Consider the following 22,982-nt stretch of genomic DNA (forward strand, 5'->3'; position numbering starts at 1 on the left):
CGGCATAATGCCCGTGTGACGCCGGCTGGACGGCGAGCGTGTGACCTAAATTGGTGCGTGTCCGGGAGGACGTGATGAATCTGGAAAGCAAATGGCTGGAGGACTTTAGTGCCCTGGCTGCCACCCGCAGCTTCTCCCAGGCAGCCGAACGGCGCTTCGTGACGCAACCGGCGTTCAGCCGGCGAATCCGCAGCCTGGAGGCGGCGCTGGGGCTGACCCTGGTCAACCGCTCGCGCACGCCGATCGAACTGACGGCGGCGGGACAATTGTTTCTGGTCACGGCACGCACCGTGGTCGAGCAACTCGGCGAAGTATTGCGCCATCTGCATCATCTGGAAGGCGGGCAGGGCGAAGTGATGCAGGTAGCGGCCGCACACTCGCTGGCGCTCGGTTTCTTTCCGCGGTGGATTGCGCAGTTGCGCAACGAAGGCTTGAACATCGCCACGCGACTGGTGGCGACCAACGTCGGCGACGCGGTGCATGCCTTGCGCGAAGGCGGTTGCGATCTGATGCTGGCCTTCTACGATCCGGACGCTGCGATGCAGATGGACCCGGAAATCTTCCCCTCCCTGCACCTTGGCCACACCGAAATGCTGCCGGTCTGCGCGGCGGACGCCGACGGCAAACCGCTGTTCGATCTGGAAGGCGAAGCCAGCGTACCGCTGCTGGCGTATAGCGCCGGGGCATTTCTCGGCCGCTCGGTGAACATGCTGCTGCGCCAACGGGCGCTGCGCTTCACCACGATCTACGAAACCGCCATGGCCGACAGCCTGAAAAGCATGGCCCTGGAAGGCCTGGGCATTGCCTGGGTGCCGCAACTCAGTGTGCGCGCCGAACTGGCGCGCGGTGAACTGGTGGTCTGCGGCGGTCCGCAGTGGCATGTGCCGCTGGAGATTCGCTTGTACCGCTGCGCACTGGTGCGCAAGGCTAATGTGCGGTTGTTGTGGCGCAAGTTGGAAGGTGGGGCGGCGGGCTCGGCTTCGTGAGAATGTTTGTGGCAACTTTCCCAAGGCAACCTGAACTTATGGAAAGCGATTGAGATATTCGCGAATATTTTCCCTGTTTTTGTCGCTGAAGCGGTAAACGTTTCCACGTACTGTGGAGAAATCATCGGCGAGCATGATAGTGTCATGCCACCATCCGTCATAGATCACCTCACCGTCTTCGTGGGTTGCGCCAAACATATGACCAATTTCATGTGCGGGAACTCGGTAAGAGAAGATCGACGCAATTGCACAGTGACCTTTGACCATGGCTATTCCGCCTAACCCGCCGAGAAGTCCGCCTAACTTTACGTTGATGCTGTCTCGGGTAAGCAAGAGAAATTTGGTGAGATTCGCTTCATCACGATCCCTATTGGAAATTTTCGAGTACAAGTCGTGTAACACATTTATCCAGCCTTGCAGTGCTACCGAACTATCCTCGTTCTTGTAACTGTAATTTGCCAGATGCGGAGCCTCGTCCTGGTGATACATTGAAATCACGACTTCACGCCCAGAGATGAGCTCAAGTTCGGTTTTCAGCCAGGCAAAATAATCGGCGTATAATTTGTTCTTTTGATAATTCTGTAGGTCGCTATGAATAATAACCATTATGGTGATGGATTTTTTCATTTCTATTAAACTCCCTGTTTAATTTAATTCTTCCTGCCACTTGAATCTAAGCTTTTTAGATATTTTTAACTAGTCGTGGTTTGTTTTTTGATGTTTTATAAGCTTAATAGGTCGGCAACTAAAGGTTGTGAAAGTTTACGAACTTTGTTGAAGTAAAGAATAAAGCACTCCGCGATATGCAGGGATGTAATGGTTGACTTTATGGTCAAGAAGTATGGGTTTTTCGATGGCATGACAGATGGTCGCCACGGGGGCTGTTTATCTGCTTCATTGAGGTATACTGCGCGGCCTTCGGCCGGTTACGACTGGCCATAATTCGTACAATCAAGCCACGCATCCTGCGTGGCTTGTTGTTTTTTGATGCGCCTGCGGGCGCCCAGAGAGAAGAGGCACGACGATGAGTGCACTGGTTGGCGTGATCATGGGCTCCAAGTCCGATTGGTCCACCCTTAGCCACACCGCCGATATGCTGGAAAAGCTCGGCATCCCTTACGAGGTGAAAGTGGTTTCTGCCCACCGCACCCCGGACCTGCTGTTCCAGTACGCCGAAGAGGCCGAAGCACGGGGCATCGAGGTGATCATCGCCGGTGCCGGTGGCGCGGCCCACTTGCCAGGCATGTGTGCAGCCAAGACCCACTTGCCGGTGCTGGGCGTACCCGTTCAGTCCGCAATGCTGTCGGGCGTTGATTCGCTGCTTTCCATTGTGCAGATGCCGGCAGGCATTCCGGTTGCCACCCTGGCCATCGGCAAGGCCGGTGCGATCAACGCAGCGCTGCTGTCGGCGAGTATCCTTGGCGCCAAGCACCCGCAGTTCCATGCGGTGCTGAAAACCTTCCGTGCTGAGCAGACAGACAGCGTCCTGGAAAATCCAGACCCACGCATCGCCTGAGGTTGTTGACGATGAAGATCGGTGTAATCGGTGGCGGCCAGTTGGGTCGCATGTTGGCGTTGGCGGGTACTCCGCTGGGCATGAACTTCGCTTTTCTGGACCCGGCGCCGGATGCTTGCGCAGCCGCGTTGGGCGAACACCTGCGAGCCGACTACGGCGATCAGGATCACCTGCGCCAGCTGGCCGATGAAGTCGATCTGGTGACCTTCGAGTTCGAAAGCGTTCCGGCGGAAACCGTCGCGTTCCTCTCGCAATTCGTCCCGGTCTACCCGAGCGCCGAAGCCTTGCGCATCGCCCGCGACCGCTGGTTCGAGAAGAGCATGTTCAAGGACCTGGGGATTCCTACCCCGGCGTTCGCTGACATCCAGTCCCAGGCCGACCTGGACGCCGCTGTGGCCTCCATCGGCCTGCCGGCGGTGCTCAAGACCCGTACCCTGGGTTACGACGGCAAGGGCCAGAAAGTCCTGCGCACCCCTGAAGATGTGGTCGGCACCTTCGCCGAGCTGGGCAGCGTGGCCTGCCTGCTGGAAGGCTTCGTGCCGTTCACCGGTGAAGTCTCGCTGATCGCAGTGCGTGCCCGCGACGGTGAAACCCGCTTCTACCCGCTGGTACACAACACCCACGAAAGCGGCATCCTCAAGCTGTCCGTGGCCAGCAACGATCACCCGTTGCAAGCCCTGGCCGAAGACTACTCCAGCCGTGTGCTCAAACAGCTGGATTACGTCGGCGTGATGGCGTTCGAGTTCTTCGAAGTCGACGGTGGCCTCAAGGCCAACGAAATCGCCCCGCGAGTGCACAATTCCGGGCACTGGACCACCGAAGGCGCCGAGTGCAGCCAGTTCGAAAACCACCTGCGGGCCGTTGCCGGTCTGCCGTTGGGATCGACGGCCAAGGTCGGCGAAAGCGCGATGCTCAACTTCATCGGCAAAGTGCCAGAGACCGAGAAGGTCCTGAGCATCGCCGACTGCCATCTGCATCACTATGGCAAGGCGTTCAAGGTCGGTCGCAAGGTCGGTCACGCCAACCTGCGTTGTGCAGACCGCGAGACACTGGCGACCCAGATTCTCAAGGTTCAAGCACTGATCGCCGAATAGTTTTCTCTGGCAATGGCGGAACCTTCGGGTTGCGCCGTTCTCTCATGGCAGGTTGCGAAAGTCTGGCTAGGCTTTCGGATAGCTACTTCATTGAGAGGAGAATGCCATGGGAATTATCGGAACCATCTTTATCGGCTTGATCGTCGGCCTGCTGGCTCGGTTCCTGAAACCGGGCGATGACAGCATGGGCTGGATCATGACGATCCTGCTCGGTATCGGCGGTTCGCTGGCGGCCACCTATGGCGGTCAGGCCCTGGGTATCTATCAGGCTGGCCAAGGTGCAGGCTTCATCGGGGCGCTGGTGGGCGCCGTTGTGTTGCTGGTGATCTACGGATTGATCAAAAAGAACTGATCCAGGCGACAAAGCCCTCTCTGCCAGGCCGGTCGGGAGGGCTAGAATGCTCGGCGTTTCCTGTTCTTCCCATTGCCGAGCACTTTCATGCGCCGTCTTTTGCTGACTCTTGTTTTACTGGGTACGGGCCTTGCCCATGCCGGCGAACTGCCGGAGACCGACTGGCTCGAATTGATGCCCAAGTCGGACCAGAAGGCCCTCGAGGCCATGCCCGAAATCGACCACGACTCCCCGGAAGCCAATGGCACCTTCACTGAAAAAGGTGGCATGAAGCAGAGCAAGGGTTTGCCCGCGGTGATGTATTCGACCAAGACCGTAGCGTCGATGAATGACAAGGACATCCGTATCGGAGGTTATCCGGTACCGTTGGAGTCCGATGCCAAGGGCCGCAGTACGTTGTTCTTCCTGGTGCCGTACCCGGGTGCCTGCATCCACGTGCCGCCACCGCCACCCAATCAACTGGTGCTGGTGCGTTATCCCAAGGGCTTGAAGCTGGATGATATCTATACGCCGCTGTGGGTGACCGGCACGCTGAAGATCGAGAAGGTCAGCAATGACCTGGCGGATGCGGCGTATGCGTTGGATGCGGCGAAGGTGAGGGTGGTGCAGGAGTCGGATCTGTAATCGAGTGAAGCAAAAAGATCGCAGCCTTCGGCAGCTCCTACACCGATCCCTGTAGGAGCTGCCGAAGGCTGCGATCTTTTGATCTTAAAGCGGTTTGCTACCGATGCTGACACCCAAGGTGTGGCTCGCACCTGCTGCGAGCGTCACCACATCGCCCATCACGTTCGCCGTCTCGATGCACAGCATGCGCTGCCAACCGTCGTCGGCCATGTCGCTGAACGCAGCGGCGCGGTCGATCCACGGGTTCCAGATCACCGCCGTGCGCGATCCGCTGCTGGTCAACACGATGCGCCGTTCCCAGGCTGGATCGACGATGCTCAACTGTGGCGGGGCGTCGAGGTAGATGCGGTCGGTCTCGCCGGTAAAATGCAGATCCCCGGTCTGGGTGACGGTTTTCCAGTTGTCCAGGGTTTCGATGTAGCTGAGGCCGTCCACACCTTCGACGTGCACCTCGCGCACATCGCTGACGGCAAAGTAACTGTGCAGCGCCTGGCTGATGCTGACGGTATCTGTGCCCCGGTTGTGGCTGGTCAGCTGGATGTGCAATTGTTCGTCGAGGCGAATGGTCAGGGTCAAATCCACCTGGTGCGGCCAGCCGGGAAAGCCGCCTTCGGGGTAGGGCAGGAGGAATTCGACCTTCAGGCTTTCGCCTTCGGCTTCGATGCCACCCAGTTCCCAATCCATCGCTCGCACGAAGCCGTGAGCCGACGGCGCGTCATTGCTGACACGCATCGCCTTGACACTTTGCGGGTTGCGGTCGAAGACGCCGAACCACGGCCAGCACACCGGCACGCCGGCACGGATGCTCTTGCCGGTCTTGAATACGGCCTCGTCGTTGAGCCAGATCAGCGGCGGCTGGCCGGCCAGCTGATAGCTGAGGATGTGCGCACCTTGCTGGGCCACCAGTAATTCGGCCTGACCGTGGCGGATGCGCCAGCAGTTCAGTTCATCCAGTTTTACGGCTTCAACATTGGGCGTGCTCATGGGACAGCTCTCGATCAGTAACGTGGACGACTATCGACCGCAAAACGGCTTCCAGGTTTAGAAACTCTTTATCGAGCCCTGGGCGGAACCGAACGGGTGCGGCCACTGCCGTCGATGGCAACGAACACAAACACCGCTTCGGTTACTTTACGCCACTCGCTGGACAGTGGATCGTCGCTCCAGACCTCGACCATCATCTTGATCGAGCTGCGGCCGATTTCCAGGGCCTGGGTATAAAAGGAAAGCTGAGCGCCTACCGCCACCGGAACCAGAAATGCCATGCGGTCGATGGCAACGGTGGCAACGCGCCCGCCGGCGACCTTGCTGGCCATCGCAGTGCCTGCCAAATCCATCTGCGCCACCAGCCAGCCGCCGAAAATGTCGCCAAAGCCGTTGGTTTCGCGAGGGAGTGCGGTGATTTGCAGGGCCAGGTCGCCTTGCGGGATCGGATCTTCTTGTTCGAGCTCTATCATGCCGGGGGTGCCTCTGACCCGTGACTCTTCGTTGGTATTGCTGGTGGTAGCCGTCTTCGGGAAAAACGATTCAGCACCGAACATACTACGTTCGTCACGTTTTCCATAAGGCGCCTAAAGGGAAACTCTGCGAAATCGCCTATGAACCTGACAGGCGTTTTCGCACAGCAACCCTCAAAAACCGGAGCAAGGCTGCGAGTATATCGGTCGGTAGACTCCGCGACGACCGTCCGGTTCTCATTTTGACCGTCAAAAACGCACCTCTATGTGCTTTTTCGAACAATTTGCTATCGTGCCGGACCTGCCCAGACCTCAACCAGCGTTGTTGAGGTTGCAGATCCGACTATAAGAGAAGCCCTTGCCATGACCACAGCGCCCTCGAGCATCGCGCAGCCAGAACAACCCGCACGTCCGCTGACTCGCAGCGACTACAAGACTTTATCGCTGTCTGCCCTGGGTGGCGCGCTGGAGTTCTACGACTTCATCATCTTCGTGTTCTTCGCCACGGTGGTGGGCAAGCTGTTCTTCCCGGCGGACATGCCTGAGTGGCTACGCCTGATGCAGACCTTCGGCATCTTCGCCGCCGGCTACCTGGCACGGCCGTTGGGCGGTATCGTGATGGCGCATTTCGGCGACCTGCTGGGCCGCAAGAAAATGTTCACCCTGAGCATCTTCATGATGGCCGTGCCGACCTTGATCATGGGGTTGTTGCCGACCTATGCGCAGATCGGCATGTGGGCACCGATCCTGTTGCTGCTGATGCGGGTGATCCAGGGCGCGGCCATTGGCGGTGAGGTGCCGGGGGCGTGGGTCTTCGTTTCCGAACACGTGCCGCAGCGTCATATCGGCTACGCCTGTGGCACCCTGACCAGCGGTCTGACGGCGGGCATCCTGCTTGGCTCGCTGGTCGCTACGGCGATCAACAGCCTCTATACCCCGGTGGAAGTAGCTGATTACGCCTGGCGGATCCCGTTCCTGCTGGGCGGCGTGTTCGGACTGTTCTCGGTGTATCTGCGTCGCTGGCTGCACGAAACCCCGGTGTTCGCCGAGCTGCAACAGCGCAAGGCCCTGGCCGAAGAGGTGCCGCTGCGCGCGGTGCTGCGTGACCATCGTGGCGCCATCGCCATTTCGATGCTGCTGACCTGGCTGCTGTCGGCCGCCATCGTGGTGTTGATCCTGATGACCCCGACCGTGTTGCAGACGGTCTATCACTTCTCGCCAACCACGTCCCTGCAGGCGAACAGCCTGGCGATCGTGTTTCTGAGCTTTGGCTGCATCATTGCCGGCGCGCTGGCGGATCGCTTCGGTGCGGGGCGAGTCTTCGTCCTGGGCTGCGCTGCGTTGCTGGCCAGCTCCTGGACCTTCTACCACAGCCTGGCTGACCATCCCGACTGGCTGTTTCCGATGTACGCGCTGACCGGTCTGTTGGTCGGCACCATCGGTGCGGTGCCGTACGTGATGGTGAAGGCGTTCCCGCCAGTGGTGCGCTTCAGTGGCCTGTCGTTCTCCTATAACGTGGCCTACGCCATTTTCGGTGGTCTGACGCCGATGATCGTCAGTCTGCTGCTCAAGGAAAGCCCGATGGGGCCGGCCTACTACGTGGCGGTGCTGTGCGGGGTCGGGATTCTGGTGGGGGGGTATCTCTGGAAGAAGGGTCGCTAACCACAGGTATCGGCTGGCGCCGGAAGATCGCAGCCTGCGGCAGCTCCTACAGAGAATGCGTGCTTTTGTAGGAGCTGCCGTAGGCTGCGATCTTGGCAATCTGTGCATCACATACATCTGAAGTTACACACCAAAGGCCAGGCTTCCTGATGGAATACTGGCCTTTCATCCAATTGTCATATTTCAGCCATAGAGTGTTCACACGGCCTGCTGATACTTGGCCCCGACTTAACACACCCTATCTGCTAGGAGTAAGGCATGAAACTGAAGCGTTTGATGGCGGCAATGACTTTTGTCGCTGCTGGCGTTGCGACTGCCAACGCGGTTGCCGCTGTTGACCCTGCTATCCCGAGCTACACCAAGACCACTGGTGTGTCGGGCAACCTGTCCAGCGTTGGTTCCGACACCCTGGCCAACCTCATGACCCTCTGGGCCGAGAACTACAAGAAAGAATACCCGAACGTAAACATCCAGATTCAGGCCGCTGGCTCCGCCACTGCGCCACCTGCGCTGACTGAAGGTACCTCCAACCTGGGCCCGATGAGCCGCAAGATGAAGGACACCGAACTGGCTGCCTTCGAGCAGAAGTACGGCTACAAGCCAACCGCTATCCCGGTTGCCGTGGACGCCCTGGCGGTATTCGTACACAAGGACAACCCGATCCAGCACCTGACCATGGAACAGGTCGACGCGATCTTCTCGTCCACTCGTCTGTGCGGCGCTAAAACCGACGTGAAAACCTGGGGCGACCTGGGCGTGACCGGCGACCTGGCCAACAAGCCGGTTCAACTGTTCGGTCGTAACTCGGTATCCGGCACCTACGGCTACTTCAAGGAAGAAGCCCTGTGCAAAGGCGACTACAAGCCTAACGTGAACGAGCAGCCAGGTTCGGCTTCGGTCGTGCAGTCGATCAGCTCCTCGCTGAACGGCATCGGTTACTCGGGCATCGGCTACAAGACCGCTAGCGTGAAGACTGTGGCTCTGGCCAAGAAAGGCAGCCAGGACTTCATCGAAGACACCGAAGAAAACGCCCTGAACGGCAAGTACCCGCTGTCCCGCTTCCTGTACGTATACGTCAACAAAGCCCCGAACAAGCCTCTGGCCCCGCTGGAAGCCGAGTTCGTGAAACTGGTTCTGTCGAAACAGGGCCAGGAAGTTGTAGTGAAAGACGGCTACATCCCACTGCCAGCCAAAGTAGCTGCCAAAGCTCTGGCTGACCTGGGTCTCGCGGAAGGCGGCGCTGAAGTCGCAAAAAAGTAAAACCCTGAATCCGGGGTAATCCCGGATTCCTGTGTAGGAGCTGTCGAGCGGAGCGAGGCTGCGATCTTTTGATCTGGCTTTTCTCAACTGCAAGATCAAAAGATCGCAGCCTCGGTTCCCTCGACAGCTCCTACACAACCCCCAAATTCTCTATCCGCTGCCGGTTCCTCCGGGCGGCGGATTTGTTGCGTCACTGCACTGTCATCTTTCTGTCATACAGGATCGCTAGGGTGTGCGAATGAATGATCTGGCCAATTCCACAATGACTACTAATCCCCCCAAGCGAATTGACTTCAATACGCCTGAGCTACAACGCAAGCGTCGCATCCGCGCGCTCAAGGATCGCTTCACCCGCTGGTACGTCCTCATCGGCGGCCTGGCGGTGCTGGCAGCCATCACACTGATCTTCTTTTTCCTCGCCTACGTGGTTGCGCCGTTGTTCCAGGGTGCCAGCCTGACTGCGAAAGATGCGATCGTTCCAGCCTGGATGCAGGATTCCGGCAAGCCGCTGATGATCTCCCTGGAAGAGCAGAATCAGGTGGCGATGCGGGTGTCCGACAAGGGCCAGGCATTGTTCTTCGACATCGACAGTGGCGCCGAACTCAAGCGCGTCGATTTGCCTGTTCCGGCCGGCACCACCGTGACCTCCATCGGTGAAGACCAGCCAGGTCATCCACTGGTGGCTGTAGGTCTGTCCAACGGCCAGGCCCTGGTGTTCCGTCATACCTATAAAGTCAGCTATCCGGAAGGCAAGAAAACCATCACCCCGGCCGTCGAGTACCCGTATGGCGAAGCGCCAATCGCGGTGAACGAAGCTGGCGGTGCGCTGGAGCACGTCAGCCTCAACGCCAACGATTCGACCCTGATGCTGGTTGGCTCCACCGGTTCGCAACTCAATGTTCTGTCGCTGACCAGCGAAGAGAACATGATGACCGGCGAAGTCACCAACGAGCAGAAGCGCATCGACCTGCCGCAGATGACCGAGCCGGTGAAGAACATCTTCGTCGACCCGCGCCAGCAGTGGTTGTACGTGATCAACGGGCGTGCCCAGGCCGACGTGTTCAGCCTGCGCGACAAGAGCCTCAACGGTCGCTACAAACTGCTTGAAGACGGTGAAGCGCAAGTCACTGCCAGCACCCAGCTGGTGGGCGGCATCTCGCTGATCATCGGCGATTCCAAAGGTGGCCTGGCCCAGTGGTTCATGGCCCGCGACCCGGATGGCGAGCAACGCCTGAAGCAGATCCGCACCTTCCAGATGGGCACCACGCCTATCGTTGAAATCACTGCCGAAGAACGCCGCAAGGGCTTCATTGCCCTTGACGCTTCCGGCAAGCTCGGCGTGTTCCACAGCACTGCCCACCGCACCTTGCTGGTTGAGTCGGTTGCCGAAGGCCAGGGCATTTTCGGTCTGTCGCCGCGTGCCAACCGCGTGATCGTGGAAGCTGGCGGCAAGTTGCACCCGCTGCTGCTCGACAACCCGCACCCGGAAGTCTCGTGGAGCGCGTTGTGGAGCAAGGTCTGGTACGAGAACTACGACGAGCCTAAATACGTCTGGCAATCGACCGCCGCCAACACCGACTTCGAACCCAAGCTGAGCCTGTCGCCGCTGACCTTCGGTACTCTGAAAGCCGCGTTCTACGCCATGCTGCTGGCTGCTCCACTGGCCGTTGCCGCTGCAATCTACACCGCGTACTTCATGGCCCCGGGCATGCGCCGCAAGGTCAAGCCGGTGATCGAGCTGATGGAAGCGATGCCGACGGTGATCCTCGGTTTCTTCGCCGGCCTGTTCCTCGCACCTTATGTTGAAGGGCACTTGCCGGGCATCTTCAGCCTGCTGATGCTGCTGCCGATCGGCATCCTGGTCGCCGGTTTCACCTTCAGCCGCCTGCCTGAGTCGATCCGCCTGAAAGTCCCGGATGGCTGGGAAAGTGCATTGCTGATTCCGGTGATCCTGTTTGTGGGCTGGCTGTCGCTGTACATGAGCCCGTTCATGGAGAACTGGTTCTTCGGCGGCGACATGCGCATGTGGATCTCCCACGACCTGGGCATCACCTACGACCAGCGCAACGCCCTGGTGGTCGGCCTGGCCATGGGCTTCGCGGTCATCCCGAACATCTACTCCATCGCCGAAGACGCCGTGTTCAGCGTGCCGCGTGGTCTGACCCTGGGCTCCCTGGCCCTCGGTGCCACGCCGTGGCAGACCATGACCCGCGTGGTGATCCTCACCGCGAGCCCGGGCATCTTCTCGGCGCTGATGATCGGCATGGGCCGTGCGGTCGGTGAAACCATGATCGTGTTGATGGCCACCGGTAACACCCCGGTCATGGAAATGAACCTGTTCGAAGGCCTGCGCACCCTGGCGGCCAACGTTGCGGTGGAAATGCCCGAGTCGGAAGTCGGCGGCAGCCACTACCGCGTGCTGTTCCTCTCGGCGCTGGTGCTGCTGTTGTTCACCTTCGTCATGAACACCCTCGCAGAACTGATTCGTCAGCGTCTGCGCAAGAAATACTCGTCGCTTTAAGAAAGGTAGAAGTCTGTGAAACAGAACTCCCTGAAAGGATGGTTCAAGAGCGGCGCCCCCGGCGTCTGGATCAGCGGTGGCGCGGTGTCCATCGCGGTCATCATGACCATTGGCCTGCTGGCAGTGATTGCCGTGCGCGGCCTGGGTCACTTCTGGCCGGCTGACCTGGTACATGCCAGTTACGACGTACCGGGCCAGGCCAATCACCTGGTGATCGGCGAAATCGTACAGAAGGAAGAAGTGCCACGTGCCCGTCTGAAGAGCGCCGGCCTGCCGGTGCCTGACGACGGCCCGGAGTTCATGACCCGCGAGCTGATCAAGGTCGGCAACCGTGACCTGAACGGCAACGACTTCACCTGGGTCGTCGGCGAGTGGCTGACCAACCAGACGACGCCACCGGAGCTGATGGCGATCGAGCGGCGTGAGTGGGGCAACTTCTACGGTTACCTGGTCAACGTCAAACAGGACGGCAAGGTTGTCGCTGAAGGCGAGGCCGCATGGCCTGAGTTGCAAGCCCGTGTCGACCGCGTCAACAAGCTGGCGGCACAGCTCAAGAGCCTCGAAAAAACCGACATCGGCGCGATCAACGCCGGTCTCGAGCGCGTCCGCTTGCACGGTCGCAAGCTGGAGCTGGATGGCAAGCTCGACGCCACCGCACAAGCGGACATGGAATCGGAGCGCGCCGAACTCAATGCCCGCTATCAGGATGTTGAAGCGCGCCTGAACGATCTGCATGCGCAGTTCAACCGCGACAGCCTGACCGCCCGCGACGCGAACGGTAAGGAAATCGAAATCGGCATCGGCAAAGTGGTTCACGCCTACCAGCCGAACGCCATGAGCACGACCACCAAGATCGGCTTCTACTTCAGCAAGGTCTGGGAGTTCCTGAGCGACGACCCGCGTGAAGCGAACACCGAGGGCGGTATCTTCCCGGCCATTTTCGGCACCGTGATGATGACCCTGATCATGGCGATGATCGTGACCCCGTTCGGCGTGCTGGCCGCGGTATACCTGCGTGAATACGCCAAGCAGAACACCCTGACCCGGGTGATCCGCATCGCGGTGAACAACCTGGCCGGTGTTCCGGCCATCGTTTACGGGGTGTTCGGCCTGGGCTTCTTCGTCTATGTGCTGGGCGGCTCGCTCGACCGTCTGTTCTTCCCGGAAGCCTTGCCGGCGCCGACCTTCGGCACGCCGGGTCTGCTCTGGGCTTCGCTGACCCTGGCACTGCTGGCGGTGCCGGTGGTGATCGTGGCCACTGAAGAAGGCCTGGCGCGGATTCCTCGCACCGTGCGTGAAGGCTCGTTGGCCCTCGGCGCGACCAAGGCTGAAACCTTGTGGAAGATCGTATTGCCGATGGCCAGCCCGGCGATGATGACCGGCATGATCCTCGCCGTGGCTCGCGCCGCGGGTGAAGTGGCGCCGCTGATGCTGGTGGGTGTGGTGAAACTGGCGCCGTCGTTGCCGGTTGACGGTAACTACCCGTACCTGCACCTGGACCAGAAGATCATGCACCTGGGCTTCCACATCTATGACGTCGGCTTCCAGAGCCCGAACGTCGAAGCCGCACGACCGCTGGTGTACGCCACGGCGCTGCTGCTGGTGCTGGTGATCGCCACGTTGAACCTGTCGGCGGTGTACATCCGTAACCACCTGCGCGAGAAGTACAAAGCTTTGGACAGCTGATTTGCAGCACTGATTTCTATGTGGGAGCGAGCCTGCTCGCGAAGGCATCACCGCGGTTTCAGAGTCAAACCGCAGTGCCTGAATCGCGAGCAGGCTCGCTCCCACAAAAAACGAACCGAATTTGTTAGCACAGGGAGCCTCCCATGCAGCACGAAGCACATACCCACGGCATCAACATGTCGGCACTGGGTCGCGATAAACAGAGCCTGAGCCTCGAGCAGGAAACCGTAGCCATCGAAGTACCGGGCCTGAGCCTGTTCTACGGTGAGAAACAAGCGCTGTACGACGTCAGCATGAACATCCCGAAACAGCGCGTGACCGCCTTCATCGGCCCGTCCGGCTGTGGCAAGTCGACGCTGCTGCGCACCTTCAACCGCATGAACGACCTGGTGGATGGCTGCCGCGTCGAAGGCGAGATCAACCTGTACGGCAACAACATCTACCGCAAGGGCGAAGACGTGGCCGAGCTGCGTCGTCGCGTCGGCATGGTGTTCCAGAAGCCCAACCCGTTTCCGAAAACCATCTACGAAAACGTGGTTTACGGCCTGCGCATCCAGGGCATCAACAAGAAGCGCGTGCTCGACGAGGCCGTTGAGTGGGCGTTGAAAGGCGCGGCACTGTGGGATGAGGTCAAGGACCGTCTGCACGAGTCGGCACTGGGCCTGTCCGGTGGCCAGCAGCAGCGTCTGGTCATCGCCCGCACCATCGCCGTTGAGCCGGAAGTGTTGCTGCTCGACGAACCCTGCTCGGCACTCGACCCGATCTCCACGCTGAAAGTCGAAGAGCTGATCTACGAACTGAAATCCAAGTTCACCATCGTCATCGTGACCCACAACATGCAGCAGGCGGCGCGGGTTTCCGACTACACCGCGTTCATGTACATGGGCAAGCTGGTGGAGTTTGGCGACACCGACACCCTGTTCACCAATCCGGCGAAGAAGCAGACCGAAGACTACATCACCGGTCGCTACGGCTAGCAGCAGCTACGAGCCGCAAGCTTCAAGCGGCAAGTCAGGGCAGTTCGGGTACAACACATCAGCTTGCAGCTTGTAGCTTGCAGCTCACAGCTTTTGCGGAGCAGACAACATGATTTCTAAGGAAGGCCTTACACACCACATCTCCCAGCAGTTCAACGCCGAACTGGAGGAGGTGCGCAGCCACCTCCTGGCCATGGGCGGGCTGGTCGAGAAGCAGGTCAACGATGCGGTCACCGCGCTGATCGAGGCCGACTCCGGCCTGGCCCAGCAGGTGCGCGAGATCGACGACCAGATCAACCAGATGGAACGCAACATCGACGAAGAATGCCTGCGCATTCTGGCCCGTCGTCAGCCGGCAGCGTCCGACCTGCGACTGATCATCAGCATTTCCAAATCGGTGATCGACCTGGAGCGCATCGGTGACGAAGCGACCAAGATCGCCCGTCGCGCCATTCAGCTGTGCGAAGAAGGTGAAGCGCCGCGCGGTTACGTCGAAGTGCGCCACATCGGTGACCAGGTGCGCAACATGGTCCGTGATGCACTGGACGCCTTTGCCCGTTTTGATGCCGAACTGGCCTTGTCGGTGGCGCAGTACGACAAGATCATCGACCGCGAATACAAGACCGCCCTGCGTGAGCTGGCGACCTACATGATGGAAGATCCGCGTTCTATCTCGCGGGTTCTGAGCATTATCTGGGTACTGCGTTCGCTGGAGCGTATCGGCGACCACGCACGCAATATCTCGGAGCTGGTGATTTACCTGGTACGTGGCACCGACGTGCGGCACCTGGGTCTCAAGCGCATGAAGGAAGAAGTCGAAGGAACAACCGGCGAAACCGCTAATGTTCCGGGCAAAACTGACGATAAGTAAGGTTGCCCAAGTAAAGCGCCCGGCCTGTTGGCCGGGCGTTTTTGTTTGTGGCCTACGCATTCGAAAAGCAGCACCCGTGAACGAAAAGTCCGGCGTGACTGAAGGTTTTTTGGCAATGTGCCATCAGCAAGGCGGTATGCTGGCCGGGATTTTTTAAAGGGGTGGTGGATGAGTAAGGTCAGTGTGTTGGTCGTGGACGACGCGTCGTTCATTCGTGACTTGGTGAAAAAGTGCCTGCGCAATTATTTCCCGGGCATGCGGATCGAAGACGCGATCAACGGCAGAAAGGCCCAGGCCATGCTGGCCAAGGAAGCATTCGACCTGGTCCTGTGTGATTGGGAGATGCCGGAAATGTCCGGCCTGGAACTGCTGACCTGGTGTCGTGAGCAAGACAGCCTCAAAGCCATGCCCTTCGTGATGGTGACCAGCCGTGGCGACAAGGAGAACGTCGTCCAGGCGATCCAGGCCGGGGTATCCGGTTATGTCAGCAAGCCGTTCACCAACGAACAACTGATTACCAAGGTCAAGCAGGCGCTGCACAAGGTCGGCAAACTCGATGCCTTGATCAGCGTAGCTGCGACGAAAACCAGCCCTGCATTCGCCAACGACTCCCTCTCAGCCCTGACCGCTGGCAAGGCGCCTGTCACCACGCCAACAGCCTCACCTGCACCGTCCAAAGGCTTGCTCAACAGCCCGCCGGTCAAGGCGCCTGCGGCCTCTTCGGCACCTGCCAGCGGCCGTGGCCAGGGTCAGCTGCGTTTGCCGAACGGCATCCAGCAGTGCGTGATCAAGGCCCTGAGCCTCAAGGAGGCCCTGTTGGTGGTCAAGCGCACCGAGACCCTGCCGCAGATCCTCGACAGCGCCGTGCTGGACCTGGAGCAGGGCGACAATGCCGAAATCGCCCGCCTCAACGGCTATCTGCATGCCGTCGTGGCCCACGAACCGAAGCCCGACAGCGACTGGCTGCAATTGACCTTCCGCTTTGTCGATCAGGATGCGCAGAAGCTCGATTACATCTCGCGCCTGATTGCGCGGGGGACGGCGCAGAAGCACTTCATTCCTGGCGCTTGATATAGGGTCGCCTGACAGTCCGCTTTCGCGAGCAGGCTCGCTCCCACATTTGTAATGCGTTCTCATGTGGGAGCGAGCCTGCTCGCGAAGGGGCCGACACTGTAACCGCAAATCTGCTGAACACCTTTTCTGAAACATCTGCCGACTACCCGGGTCCATAGCAGCTGCTAGGCTCCATCTCAGTTCCCACTCGACAGAATCCTTCCCCATGCTCATGCGCCTGCTGTTTTTCTGTGGCCTGTTCATGGTCGCCACCTCAGCCGTGGCCATGACCATCTACAAGTCCAAAGACGCCAATGGCGTGGTTTCCTACAGCGACCGCCCGAGCAAAGGCGCCCATGTGCTCGTTTTCCGCGATGGCATGGTCGAGCACCTTGAGCGTCAGGTGCGCCTCATCATCACGAAGAAGAACGGCGTGCACAGCGTGTATGTACGCAATGACCTGTATGCGCCGGTAGAAGTCGAATTGAGTTTTGCCGGGGTGAAGAACGCCAGCGGTGTGCCGGGCAGGACGATTCGGCGCGTGATACCGCTGCGCAGCAGCGTTCGCCTGGCGCAGCTCACGGCGGCCAAAGGTGGAAGGCCGCTGGCGTACGTCCCGAAGTTCAAGTATTCCCTGGGCGACCCCTCAGGACCCACGGTGGGCTATCGGTACCCGTTGCCCTGGCGTGGCGGCCCGTTCCAGATCAGTCAGGGTGCCAACGGGCCCTATAGCCACTTTGGTCCCAAGAACCGTTACGCCATGGATATTGCGATGCCCGAGGGCACGCCGATCATTGCCGCGCGAGGCGGGGTGGTGGTGAAGACCGAGAACAGACAGAGTGGGCGCGGCACCGACGCTTCCGGCAATTTCGTGCGGGTACTGCATGATGACGGGACCATGGGTGTTTACCTGCACCTGAAGAAGGGCTCGGTCCGCGTTCGGGAAGGTCAGCGGGTAACGGTAGGGAGTGCTTTGGCGTTGTCCGGCAACACCGGCAACAGCACCGGGCCGCATTTGCACTTCGTGGTGCAGCGCAATACCGGGCTTGGGCTGGTGTCGATTCCGTATCAGTTCAACCAGCCGGTGGGTGCTTTGCCCAACTTTGCGTTGGGCAAGCAATAAAAGATCGCGGTGTTCACATAGCCCTGTAGGAGCTGCCGAAGGCTGCGATCTTTCAGGTCAATACGTTTAATCGAGCATCAACACCTTGGCCAGGACAATCTTCGGCCCCTTCATCTTCTTGATGATGATCCGCAGACCTTCGACTTCCAGCACTTCTTCCTCTTCGGGAACGCGCTTGAGACTCTCATAGACCAGCCCGGCAAGGGTTTCGGCTTCGACGTGGTCGAGGTCGATGCCCAGCAGCCGTTCAACCTTGAACAGCGGCGTATCGCCCCGTACCAGCAACTTGCCCGGCTGGTACGCGAGGATCCCGCGCTCGGCCTTGCGGTGTTCGTCCTGGATGTCGCCCACCAGCACTTCCAGCACGTCTTCCATGGTCAGGTAGCCGATGATGTTGCCGTCGGCCTCTTCGACCACGGCGAAGTGCGAACCGCCCTTGCGGAACTGCTCCAGCAACTGTGACAGCGGCATGTGCCGCGACACGCGCTCCAGCGGGCGGGTCAGCTCGGCGAGGTTGAACGATTCGGGAATGTGGTCCAGCGCCGCCAGTTCCAACAGCAGATCCTTGATGTGCAGCAGGCCGACGAACTCCTGGCGTTCGCTGTCGTACACCGGATAGCGGCTGAACTTGTGGCGACGGAACATCGCCAGGATCTGCTTGAGCGGTGCGTTGAACTCCAGGGTCACCAGGTCTTCGCGGGAGTTGGCCCAGTCGACCACTTCCAGTTCGCCCATTTCCACCGCCGAGGCCAGCACGCGCATGCCTTGGTCGCTCGGGTCCTGGCCACGGCTGGAGTGCAGGATCAGCTTCAGCTCTTCACGGCTGTAGTGATGCTCGTGATGCGGGCCGGGTTCACCTTGCCCTGCAATACGCAGGATGGTGTTGGCGCTGGCGTTGAGCAGGTAGATGGCCGGGTACATGGCCCAATAGAACAGGTACAGCGGCACGGCGGTCCACAGCGACAGCAATTCGGGTTTGCGGATCGCCCAGGATTTCGGGGCGAGCTCACCGACCACGATGTGCAGGTACGAAATGATGAAGAACGCGGTGAAGAACGAGATGCCTTTGACCACTTCGGCTGATTGAACGCCGACCGCGCTCAATACCGGCTCAAGAATGTGGGCAAACGCGGGCTCACCGACCCAACCCAGGCCCAGGGAGGCCAGGGTGATACCCAATTGGCAGGCCGACAGGTACGCATCGAGCTGACTGTGCACGGTGCGCAGGATGTGCCCGCGCCAGCCGTTTTTATCAGCGATGGCCTCGACCCGGGTCGAGCGCAGCTTGACCATGGCAAATTCCGCCGCAACGAAAAAGCCGTTGAGCAAAACCAGGATCAGAGCAAAAAGAATCATGCCGAAGTCGGCGAAAATTGTAGCGAGGGTCAAGCCAGGGGAAGGGTCCATGATGGAGTTTTGCGGGTTCCGTGTATTCGAAAGGGAAGTAAGAATCGCGCCTGAAAGGCAGACGCAAGTCAGCCAATGTAGCGGCTGACTGGGCGGTTGCCTAGTGGCGCGTGCTGGCCGGTATCAGTCGGCGGTGCTGATAACCCGTGATTTGGTGACCTGCGCCGGCGCAAAGTGGCAGGTAAAGGTACTGCCGTGGCCCGGTACGCTGCTGATTTCCATCCGTGCCCGATGACGTAACAAAACGTGTTTGACGATCGCCAGCCCCAGGCCGGTGCCACCGGTATTGGAGTTGCGGCTGGAGTCGACGCGATAGAAGCGTTCGGTCAGGCGCGGCAGGTGTTTGGCATCGATGCCGATCCCGGAATCCTGCACGCTCAGGTGCGCCCCCTGGTCATCGCCCCACCAGCGAATGCGGATGTTGCCTTCGGCCGGGGTGTATTTCACCGCGTTGAACACCAGGTTGGAAAACGCGCTGCGCAACTCCGCCTCGCTGCCCTTGAGCAGAATCGTCGGGTCGGCGTCCAGCGTGATTTTCTGGTTTTTCTGGCCGGACAACTGCTGCGCGTCGCTCTTGATCGATTGCAGCAAGCCGTCGATCGGCACCGGCTGGTTGTCCGATGGATAATCGGTGGCTTCCAGCTTGGCCAGCAGCAACAGGTCGTTGAGCAGGGTCTGCATGCGCCCGCCTTGTTGCTGCATCTGCTGCAAGGCACGGCCCCAGCGCGGGTTCACCTCGTCGACGTTGTCGAGCAGGGTTTCCAGGTAACCGCAGATCACCGTCAACGGCGTGCGCAGTTCATGGGACACGTTGGCGATGAAATCCTTGCGCATTTGCTCAAGCTGATGGATGCGTGTCACATCGCGCACCAGCATCAAGTGTTCGTTGTTGCCGTAACGGGTGATGTACAGCTGAATGCGCACGCGGTCGTTGGTCGGCGAAGGAATTTCCAGCGGCTCGGCGTAGCTGTCTTGCTCGAAGTATTCCTTGAAGCGCGGATGGCGCACCAGGTTGGTCACCGGTTGGCCGCTGTCCTGTGGGGTCTTGAGGCCCAGCAGGGTTTCGGCGGCACGGTTCCACCATTCCAGGTTACCGTCGGTGTCGAGCATGATCACCGCGTCTTTCAGCGCGGCGGTGGATTCCTGAACCCGGTCGATCACCGCTTGCAGGCGTCCGCGTACCCGTTGGTCGCGGCGTTGCAGGTGGTAGATGCTGTCGAACACCTCGCCCCACAGGCCGTAGCCGTCGGGCGGCGCTTCATCGGGTTTGTGCAGGCGCAGCCACTCGTGCAGACGCAGCAATTGCTTGAGGGTCCAGGCCAGGTAAAGACCCAGGCCTGCGGCGAGGCTCCAGCCGTAATAGCCGGTGATCAGGCCGATCACCAGGCAGGCGGTGACCAGTAGCAGCATGTGGCGAATCAGGGTGCCATGCCAGTTTTGGTTCACTTGACGCGCGTCCTTGTCAGCTTGTCGGGCGGTAAGGGTCCGAGTCAGGCTTTGGTGGAAAAGCGGTAACCGGTGCCGCGCACGGTTTGTACCAGATTTTCGTAAGCATCGCCGAGGGCTTTGCGCAGGCGTCGAATGTGCACGTCGACGGTACGCTCTTCGACATAGACGTTGCCGCCCCAGACCTGATCCAGCAACTGGCCACGGGTGTAGGCGCGCTCCTGGTGAGTCATGAAGAATTGCAGCAGGCGGTATTCGGTCGGGCCCATCTCGGCAGGACGGCCGTCGATGGTCACGCGGTGGCTGATCGGGTCCAGCAGCAGGCCGCCGACTTCGATCGGCGCCTCGCCATCGGTCGGGCCGGCACGGCGCAGCACGGCCTTCAGGCGCGCTACCAGCTCACGGGGGGAAAACGGCTTGGTGATGTAGTCGTCGGCGCCGACTTCCAGGCCCTGGATCTTGTTGTCCTCTTCACCCTTGGCGGTGAGCATGATGATCGGGATGTCCCCGGTCAGTTCATCACGCTTGAGCCGACGGGCCAGCTCGATGCCGGACGTGCCGGGCAGCATCCAGTCGAGCAGGATCAGGTCCGGTTTGCGGTCGACGATAATGGCGTGGGCCTGCTGGGAGTTTTCAGCCTCCAGGCAGTCATAGCCGGCCATTTCCAACGCAACGGCGATCATTTCGCGAATAGGCGCTTCGTCGTCGACGATCAGAATGCTCCTGCCAACCATGCCCTTAATCCTCTTGTCATTTAACTGTCTTGCGCCGCATTAGATAACGGAATTATTGCAGTCGTGTGACAGTATTTTAGTCGGCCGGCGATTGGCTGGATCCTGGGCTAAGCTCTAAGTCCGGATCCTGACAACCACAAGAGGAAGGTTTCCATGAACTACATTGCTCAATCCTGGAAGGCTTTGCTGGTCACTGCGGCGTTAACGCTGCCGACACTGGCCTTTGCCGCCGACCCGGCGATGATGAAAGACGGCATGATGGTCGACCATAAGGGCATGACCTTGTACACGTTCGACAAGGACACTGGCGGCAAGTCGGTGTGCACTGGCGACTGCGCCAAATACTGGCCGCCGTTCAAGGCAGAGGCGGGTGCCAAGGCTGAAGGTAAATGGACCGTTGTCAAGCGTGACGACGGGACCATGCAATGGGCCTATGACGGCAAGCCGCTGTACTACTACGAGGACGACAAAAAGCCCGGAGACATGACGGGTGACAAGAAAAAAGATGTCTGGCACGTCGTTCGCGAGCATATGTAACACCGCAAAAGGATCGCAGCCTTCGGGTAGGAGCTGCCGAAGGCTGCGATCTTTTCAACAGTCAACGCAACGCGTAATCCAGCACAATCCCGACGAAAATCGCCAATCCCGCCCAGTGATTGTGCAAAAACGCCTTGAAGCAACGCATCCGGTCCTTGTCGCGGGTATACCAGAACTCCCAGGCAAAGCAGCCCGCTGCCACCAGTAATCCGAGGTGGAACCAGCCACCCAGGTCGAACTTCGACCCCGCCAGCAACAGGCAACCCAGCGCCAGTCCCTGCAGGGTCAGGATGATCGCCCGGTCCGCGTCGCCGAACAGGATTGCCGTGGATTTCACGCCGATCTTCAGGTCGTCATCGCGATCGGTCATCGCGTAATACGTGTCGTAACCCACGGTCCACATCAGGTTGGCGATCCACAGCAGCCATGCGGCAGCCGGCAATTCACCGGTTTCTGCGGTGAACGCCATCGGCATCCCCCACGAAAATGCGGCGCCCAGCACCACTTGCGGGTAATAGGTGTAGCGTTTCATGAAGGGGTAACTGAACGCCAGCGCCAGGCCGCCCAGCGACAGCCACACGGTCGCGGCGTTGGTGCACAGCACCAGCAGGAAACTGATGCCCATCAGCAAGGCGAAGAACACCAGCGCCTCTTTCGAGCTGATCTTGCCGCTCACCAGCGGGCGCTGCTCGGTACGTTTCACATGACCATCGACCTTGCGGTCCGCCCAGTCGTTGATCACGCAGCCACCGGCGCGGGTCAGCACCACGCCCAGGACGAAAATCACAATGTTGGCCAGGGACGGCGAACCCTTACCGGCAATCCACAGCGCCCACAGCGTTGGCCAGAGCAGCAGGTAAATGCCGATCGGCTTGTCCATCCGCGTCAGCTGAATGAAGTCCCAGGCCCGAGGGTTCAAGCGGTTCAAGGACTTGAGCAGGCTTTGGTACATCAGAGGTTCTCCGATCGGGCGCGTGCGGCGTCCCACAGGGAAGGCAGGAAGATTTCGGCCACCAGTACACTCAGCGCGCCGCGGTCAAAACGTGAACGGCGGCCCCATAGGTCCGGCGCCCGCACCTCGCTTGGCAACCATTCTTGAGGATAATGACAAACCTCGATGGCCCGGCGCTGAAAGGCCTGGTCGCAGAACAGCAATTCACCCAGGGAGCGGCTGCCCAATTCGTCCATGTGCAAGCCGTCGCCTTGCAATGCACTGCGTGCCGCGACGCTGCGGGCGAACACCCAGGCTTCACCATGACCGCGCAGATACACCTCGCGCACCCAACCTTCACTGCCGTCGGCCAGGTCCAGCGCTGCGCATTCGTCGGCGCGCAGGGTTTGCCAGCCTTCGAACATCGGCGAGACGCTGAAGGCATCATTCGACAGATGAATCAGGCGTCGGGTCAGCGAGCCTTCGTCGAACAGCCAGTCCAGGATAGAAGCATCGGGGAGGGGCGCCAGTTCGCTGCGCGAGAGCCAGAGAGGAGCTGGAGAGGGGGATTCTGTGTGTTGCACAATGAGTCATTATTGGCAGCAAATGAGGCGGCGAGCTTAACATGTCAGCCGCCGATATCGATTGAATTGGCCTGCCGTTGCGCCGAACAGGCTTGCATCCGGCGGCATCGATCAGTACAAAACGCGCTGAGCTGGACGGCAGTGCTACAACCATCGACCGT

General features: G+C 59.9%; 22 protein-coding genes. 14 read left to right on the plus strand and 8 right to left on the minus strand.

Annotated elements, in window-relative coordinates:
* Nucleotides 1-74 precede the first annotated feature (74 nt).
* Nucleotides 75-986, plus strand: a complete 912-nt coding sequence (locus AC3WJW_RS07285; RefSeq protein WP_429367602.1) for a LysR substrate-binding domain-containing protein — start codon at nucleotides 75-77, stop codon at nucleotides 984-986.
* 36 nt (nucleotides 987-1,022) lie between these two features.
* Here the strand turns inward: AC3WJW_RS07285 and AC3WJW_RS07290 are convergent, their stop codons facing one another.
* Nucleotides 1,023-1,613 (minus strand): zinc metalloprotease, encoded by a 591-nt coding sequence (locus AC3WJW_RS07290; protein ID WP_493725594.1) that lies wholly within the window; start codon nucleotides 1,611-1,613, stop codon nucleotides 1,023-1,025.
* A 397-nt stretch (nucleotides 1,614-2,010) separates the two neighbouring features.
* Here AC3WJW_RS07290 and purE point away from each other — a divergent pair, with 397 nt between their 5' ends.
* The 4 genes from purE (at nucleotide 2,011) to AC3WJW_RS07310 (ending at nucleotide 4,572) form a co-directional block, all read left to right on the plus strand.
* Nucleotides 2,011-2,502 (plus strand): 5-(carboxyamino)imidazole ribonucleotide mutase, encoded by a 492-nt coding sequence (purE, locus tag AC3WJW_RS07295; protein ID WP_007971731.1) that lies wholly within the window; start codon nucleotides 2,011-2,013, stop codon nucleotides 2,500-2,502.
* Between the two features lie 11 nt (nucleotides 2,503-2,513).
* Nucleotides 2,514-3,596, plus strand: coding sequence for a 5-(carboxyamino)imidazole ribonucleotide synthase (locus tag AC3WJW_RS07300; RefSeq protein WP_493725595.1), 1,083 nt, complete (start codon nucleotides 2,514-2,516; stop codon nucleotides 3,594-3,596).
* Between the two features lie 106 nt (nucleotides 3,597-3,702).
* On the plus strand, nucleotides 3,703-3,948 hold the full coding sequence (locus AC3WJW_RS07305) for a GlsB/YeaQ/YmgE family stress response membrane protein (protein WP_008030708.1): 246 nt from the start codon (nucleotides 3,703-3,705) through the stop codon (nucleotides 3,946-3,948).
* Nucleotides 3,949-4,035: 87 nt separating this feature from the next.
* A complete protein-coding gene (locus tag AC3WJW_RS07310) occupies nucleotides 4,036-4,572 on the plus strand; it encodes a DUF3299 domain-containing protein (protein ID WP_493725596.1) in 537 nt (178 codons plus the stop codon).
* Nucleotides 4,573-4,656: 84 nt separating this feature from the next.
* Here AC3WJW_RS07310 and AC3WJW_RS07315 read toward each other — a convergent pair whose 3' ends face one another.
* Both AC3WJW_RS07315 and AC3WJW_RS07320 read right to left on the minus strand, forming a co-directional pair.
* Nucleotides 4,657-5,556 (minus strand): D-hexose-6-phosphate mutarotase, encoded by a 900-nt coding sequence (locus AC3WJW_RS07315; RefSeq protein ID WP_493725597.1) that lies wholly within the window; start codon nucleotides 5,554-5,556, stop codon nucleotides 4,657-4,659.
* Between the two features lie 68 nt (nucleotides 5,557-5,624).
* On the minus strand, nucleotides 5,625-6,029 hold the full coding sequence (locus AC3WJW_RS07320) for an acyl-CoA thioesterase (protein ID WP_007942704.1): 405 nt from the start codon (nucleotides 6,027-6,029) through the stop codon (nucleotides 5,625-5,627).
* A 363-nt stretch (nucleotides 6,030-6,392) separates the two neighbouring features.
* Here AC3WJW_RS07320 and AC3WJW_RS07325 point away from each other — a divergent pair, with 363 nt between their 5' ends.
* The 8 genes from AC3WJW_RS07325 (at nucleotide 6,393) to AC3WJW_RS07360 (ending at nucleotide 17,182) form a co-directional block, all read left to right on the plus strand.
* Nucleotides 6,393-7,691 (plus strand): MFS transporter, encoded by a 1,299-nt coding sequence (locus AC3WJW_RS07325; protein ID WP_493725598.1) that lies wholly within the window; start codon nucleotides 6,393-6,395, stop codon nucleotides 7,689-7,691.
* Between the two features lie 258 nt (nucleotides 7,692-7,949).
* The gene (locus AC3WJW_RS07330; RefSeq protein WP_116579776.1) at nucleotides 7,950-8,951 is read left to right on the plus strand and encodes a phosphate ABC transporter substrate-binding protein PstS; all 1,002 of its coding nucleotides are present in this window, start codon (nucleotides 7,950-7,952) and stop codon (nucleotides 8,949-8,951) included.
* A 238-nt stretch (nucleotides 8,952-9,189) separates the two neighbouring features.
* Nucleotides 9,190-11,472 carry an ABC transporter permease subunit gene (locus AC3WJW_RS07335; protein ID WP_102700121.1) on the plus strand — a complete coding sequence of 761 codons (2,283 nt, stop codon included), beginning with the start codon at nucleotides 9,190-9,192 and terminating at the stop codon, nucleotides 11,470-11,472.
* A 15-nt stretch (nucleotides 11,473-11,487) separates the two neighbouring features.
* Complete coding sequence (gene pstA, locus AC3WJW_RS07340; protein ID WP_493725599.1) at nucleotides 11,488-13,158, plus strand: phosphate ABC transporter permease PstA; 1,671 nt, start codon at nucleotides 11,488-11,490, stop codon at nucleotides 13,156-13,158.
* Nucleotides 13,159-13,301: 143 nt separating this feature from the next.
* On the plus strand, nucleotides 13,302-14,135 hold the full coding sequence (gene pstB, locus AC3WJW_RS07345) for a phosphate ABC transporter ATP-binding protein PstB (protein ID WP_015097390.1): 834 nt from the start codon (nucleotides 13,302-13,304) through the stop codon (nucleotides 14,133-14,135).
* Between the two features lie 109 nt (nucleotides 14,136-14,244).
* Nucleotides 14,245-15,006 carry a phosphate signaling complex protein PhoU gene (gene phoU, locus AC3WJW_RS07350; protein ID WP_015097389.1) on the plus strand — a complete coding sequence of 254 codons (762 nt, stop codon included), beginning with the start codon at nucleotides 14,245-14,247 and terminating at the stop codon, nucleotides 15,004-15,006.
* Between the two features lie 168 nt (nucleotides 15,007-15,174).
* The gene (locus AC3WJW_RS07355; RefSeq protein WP_493725600.1) at nucleotides 15,175-16,077 is read left to right on the plus strand and encodes a response regulator; all 903 of its coding nucleotides are present in this window, start codon (nucleotides 15,175-15,177) and stop codon (nucleotides 16,075-16,077) included.
* A gap of 208 nt (nucleotides 16,078-16,285) precedes the next feature.
* Nucleotides 16,286-17,182 carry a peptidoglycan DD-metalloendopeptidase family protein gene (locus tag AC3WJW_RS07360; RefSeq protein WP_493725601.1) on the plus strand — a complete coding sequence of 299 codons (897 nt, stop codon included), beginning with the start codon at nucleotides 16,286-16,288 and terminating at the stop codon, nucleotides 17,180-17,182.
* A gap of 66 nt (nucleotides 17,183-17,248) precedes the next feature.
* On the opposite strand, the gene AC3WJW_RS07365 is transcribed toward AC3WJW_RS07360, so the two are convergent.
* From AC3WJW_RS07365 to phoB, 3 genes are all read right to left on the minus strand, one after another.
* Entirely contained in the window at nucleotides 17,249-18,589 is a 1,341-nt protein-coding gene (locus AC3WJW_RS07365; protein WP_493725602.1) for a hemolysin family protein, read from the minus strand.
* 123 nt (nucleotides 18,590-18,712) lie between these two features.
* Entirely contained in the window at nucleotides 18,713-19,999 is a 1,287-nt protein-coding gene (gene phoR / locus AC3WJW_RS07370; RefSeq protein ID WP_493725784.1) for a phosphate regulon sensor histidine kinase PhoR, read from the minus strand.
* Between the two features lie 80 nt (nucleotides 20,000-20,079).
* Nucleotides 20,080-20,769 carry a phosphate regulon transcriptional regulator PhoB gene (phoB, locus tag AC3WJW_RS07375; protein ID WP_003229608.1) on the minus strand — a complete coding sequence of 230 codons (690 nt, stop codon included), beginning with the start codon at nucleotides 20,767-20,769 and terminating at the stop codon, nucleotides 20,080-20,082.
* A gap of 153 nt (nucleotides 20,770-20,922) precedes the next feature.
* Here phoB and AC3WJW_RS07380 point away from each other — a divergent pair, with 153 nt between their 5' ends.
* Entirely contained in the window at nucleotides 20,923-21,306 is a 384-nt protein-coding gene (locus AC3WJW_RS07380; RefSeq protein WP_493725603.1) for a COG4315 family predicted lipoprotein, read from the plus strand.
* A 61-nt stretch (nucleotides 21,307-21,367) separates the two neighbouring features.
* Here the strand turns inward: AC3WJW_RS07380 and ubiA are convergent, their stop codons facing one another.
* Entirely contained in the window at nucleotides 21,368-22,258 is an 891-nt protein-coding gene (ubiA, locus tag AC3WJW_RS07385; RefSeq protein ID WP_493725604.1) for a 4-hydroxybenzoate octaprenyltransferase, read from the minus strand.
* Nucleotides 22,258-22,821 carry a chorismate--pyruvate lyase family protein gene (locus AC3WJW_RS07390; RefSeq protein WP_493725605.1) on the minus strand — a complete coding sequence of 188 codons (564 nt, stop codon included), beginning with the start codon at nucleotides 22,819-22,821 and terminating at the stop codon, nucleotides 22,258-22,260. Before AC3WJW_RS07390 ends, ubiA begins: the two co-directional genes overlap by 1 nt.
* Nucleotides 22,822-22,982: the final 161 nt, after the last annotated feature.

This window comes from Pseudomonas sp. GW821-FHT07G06 (assembly GCF_058986625.1).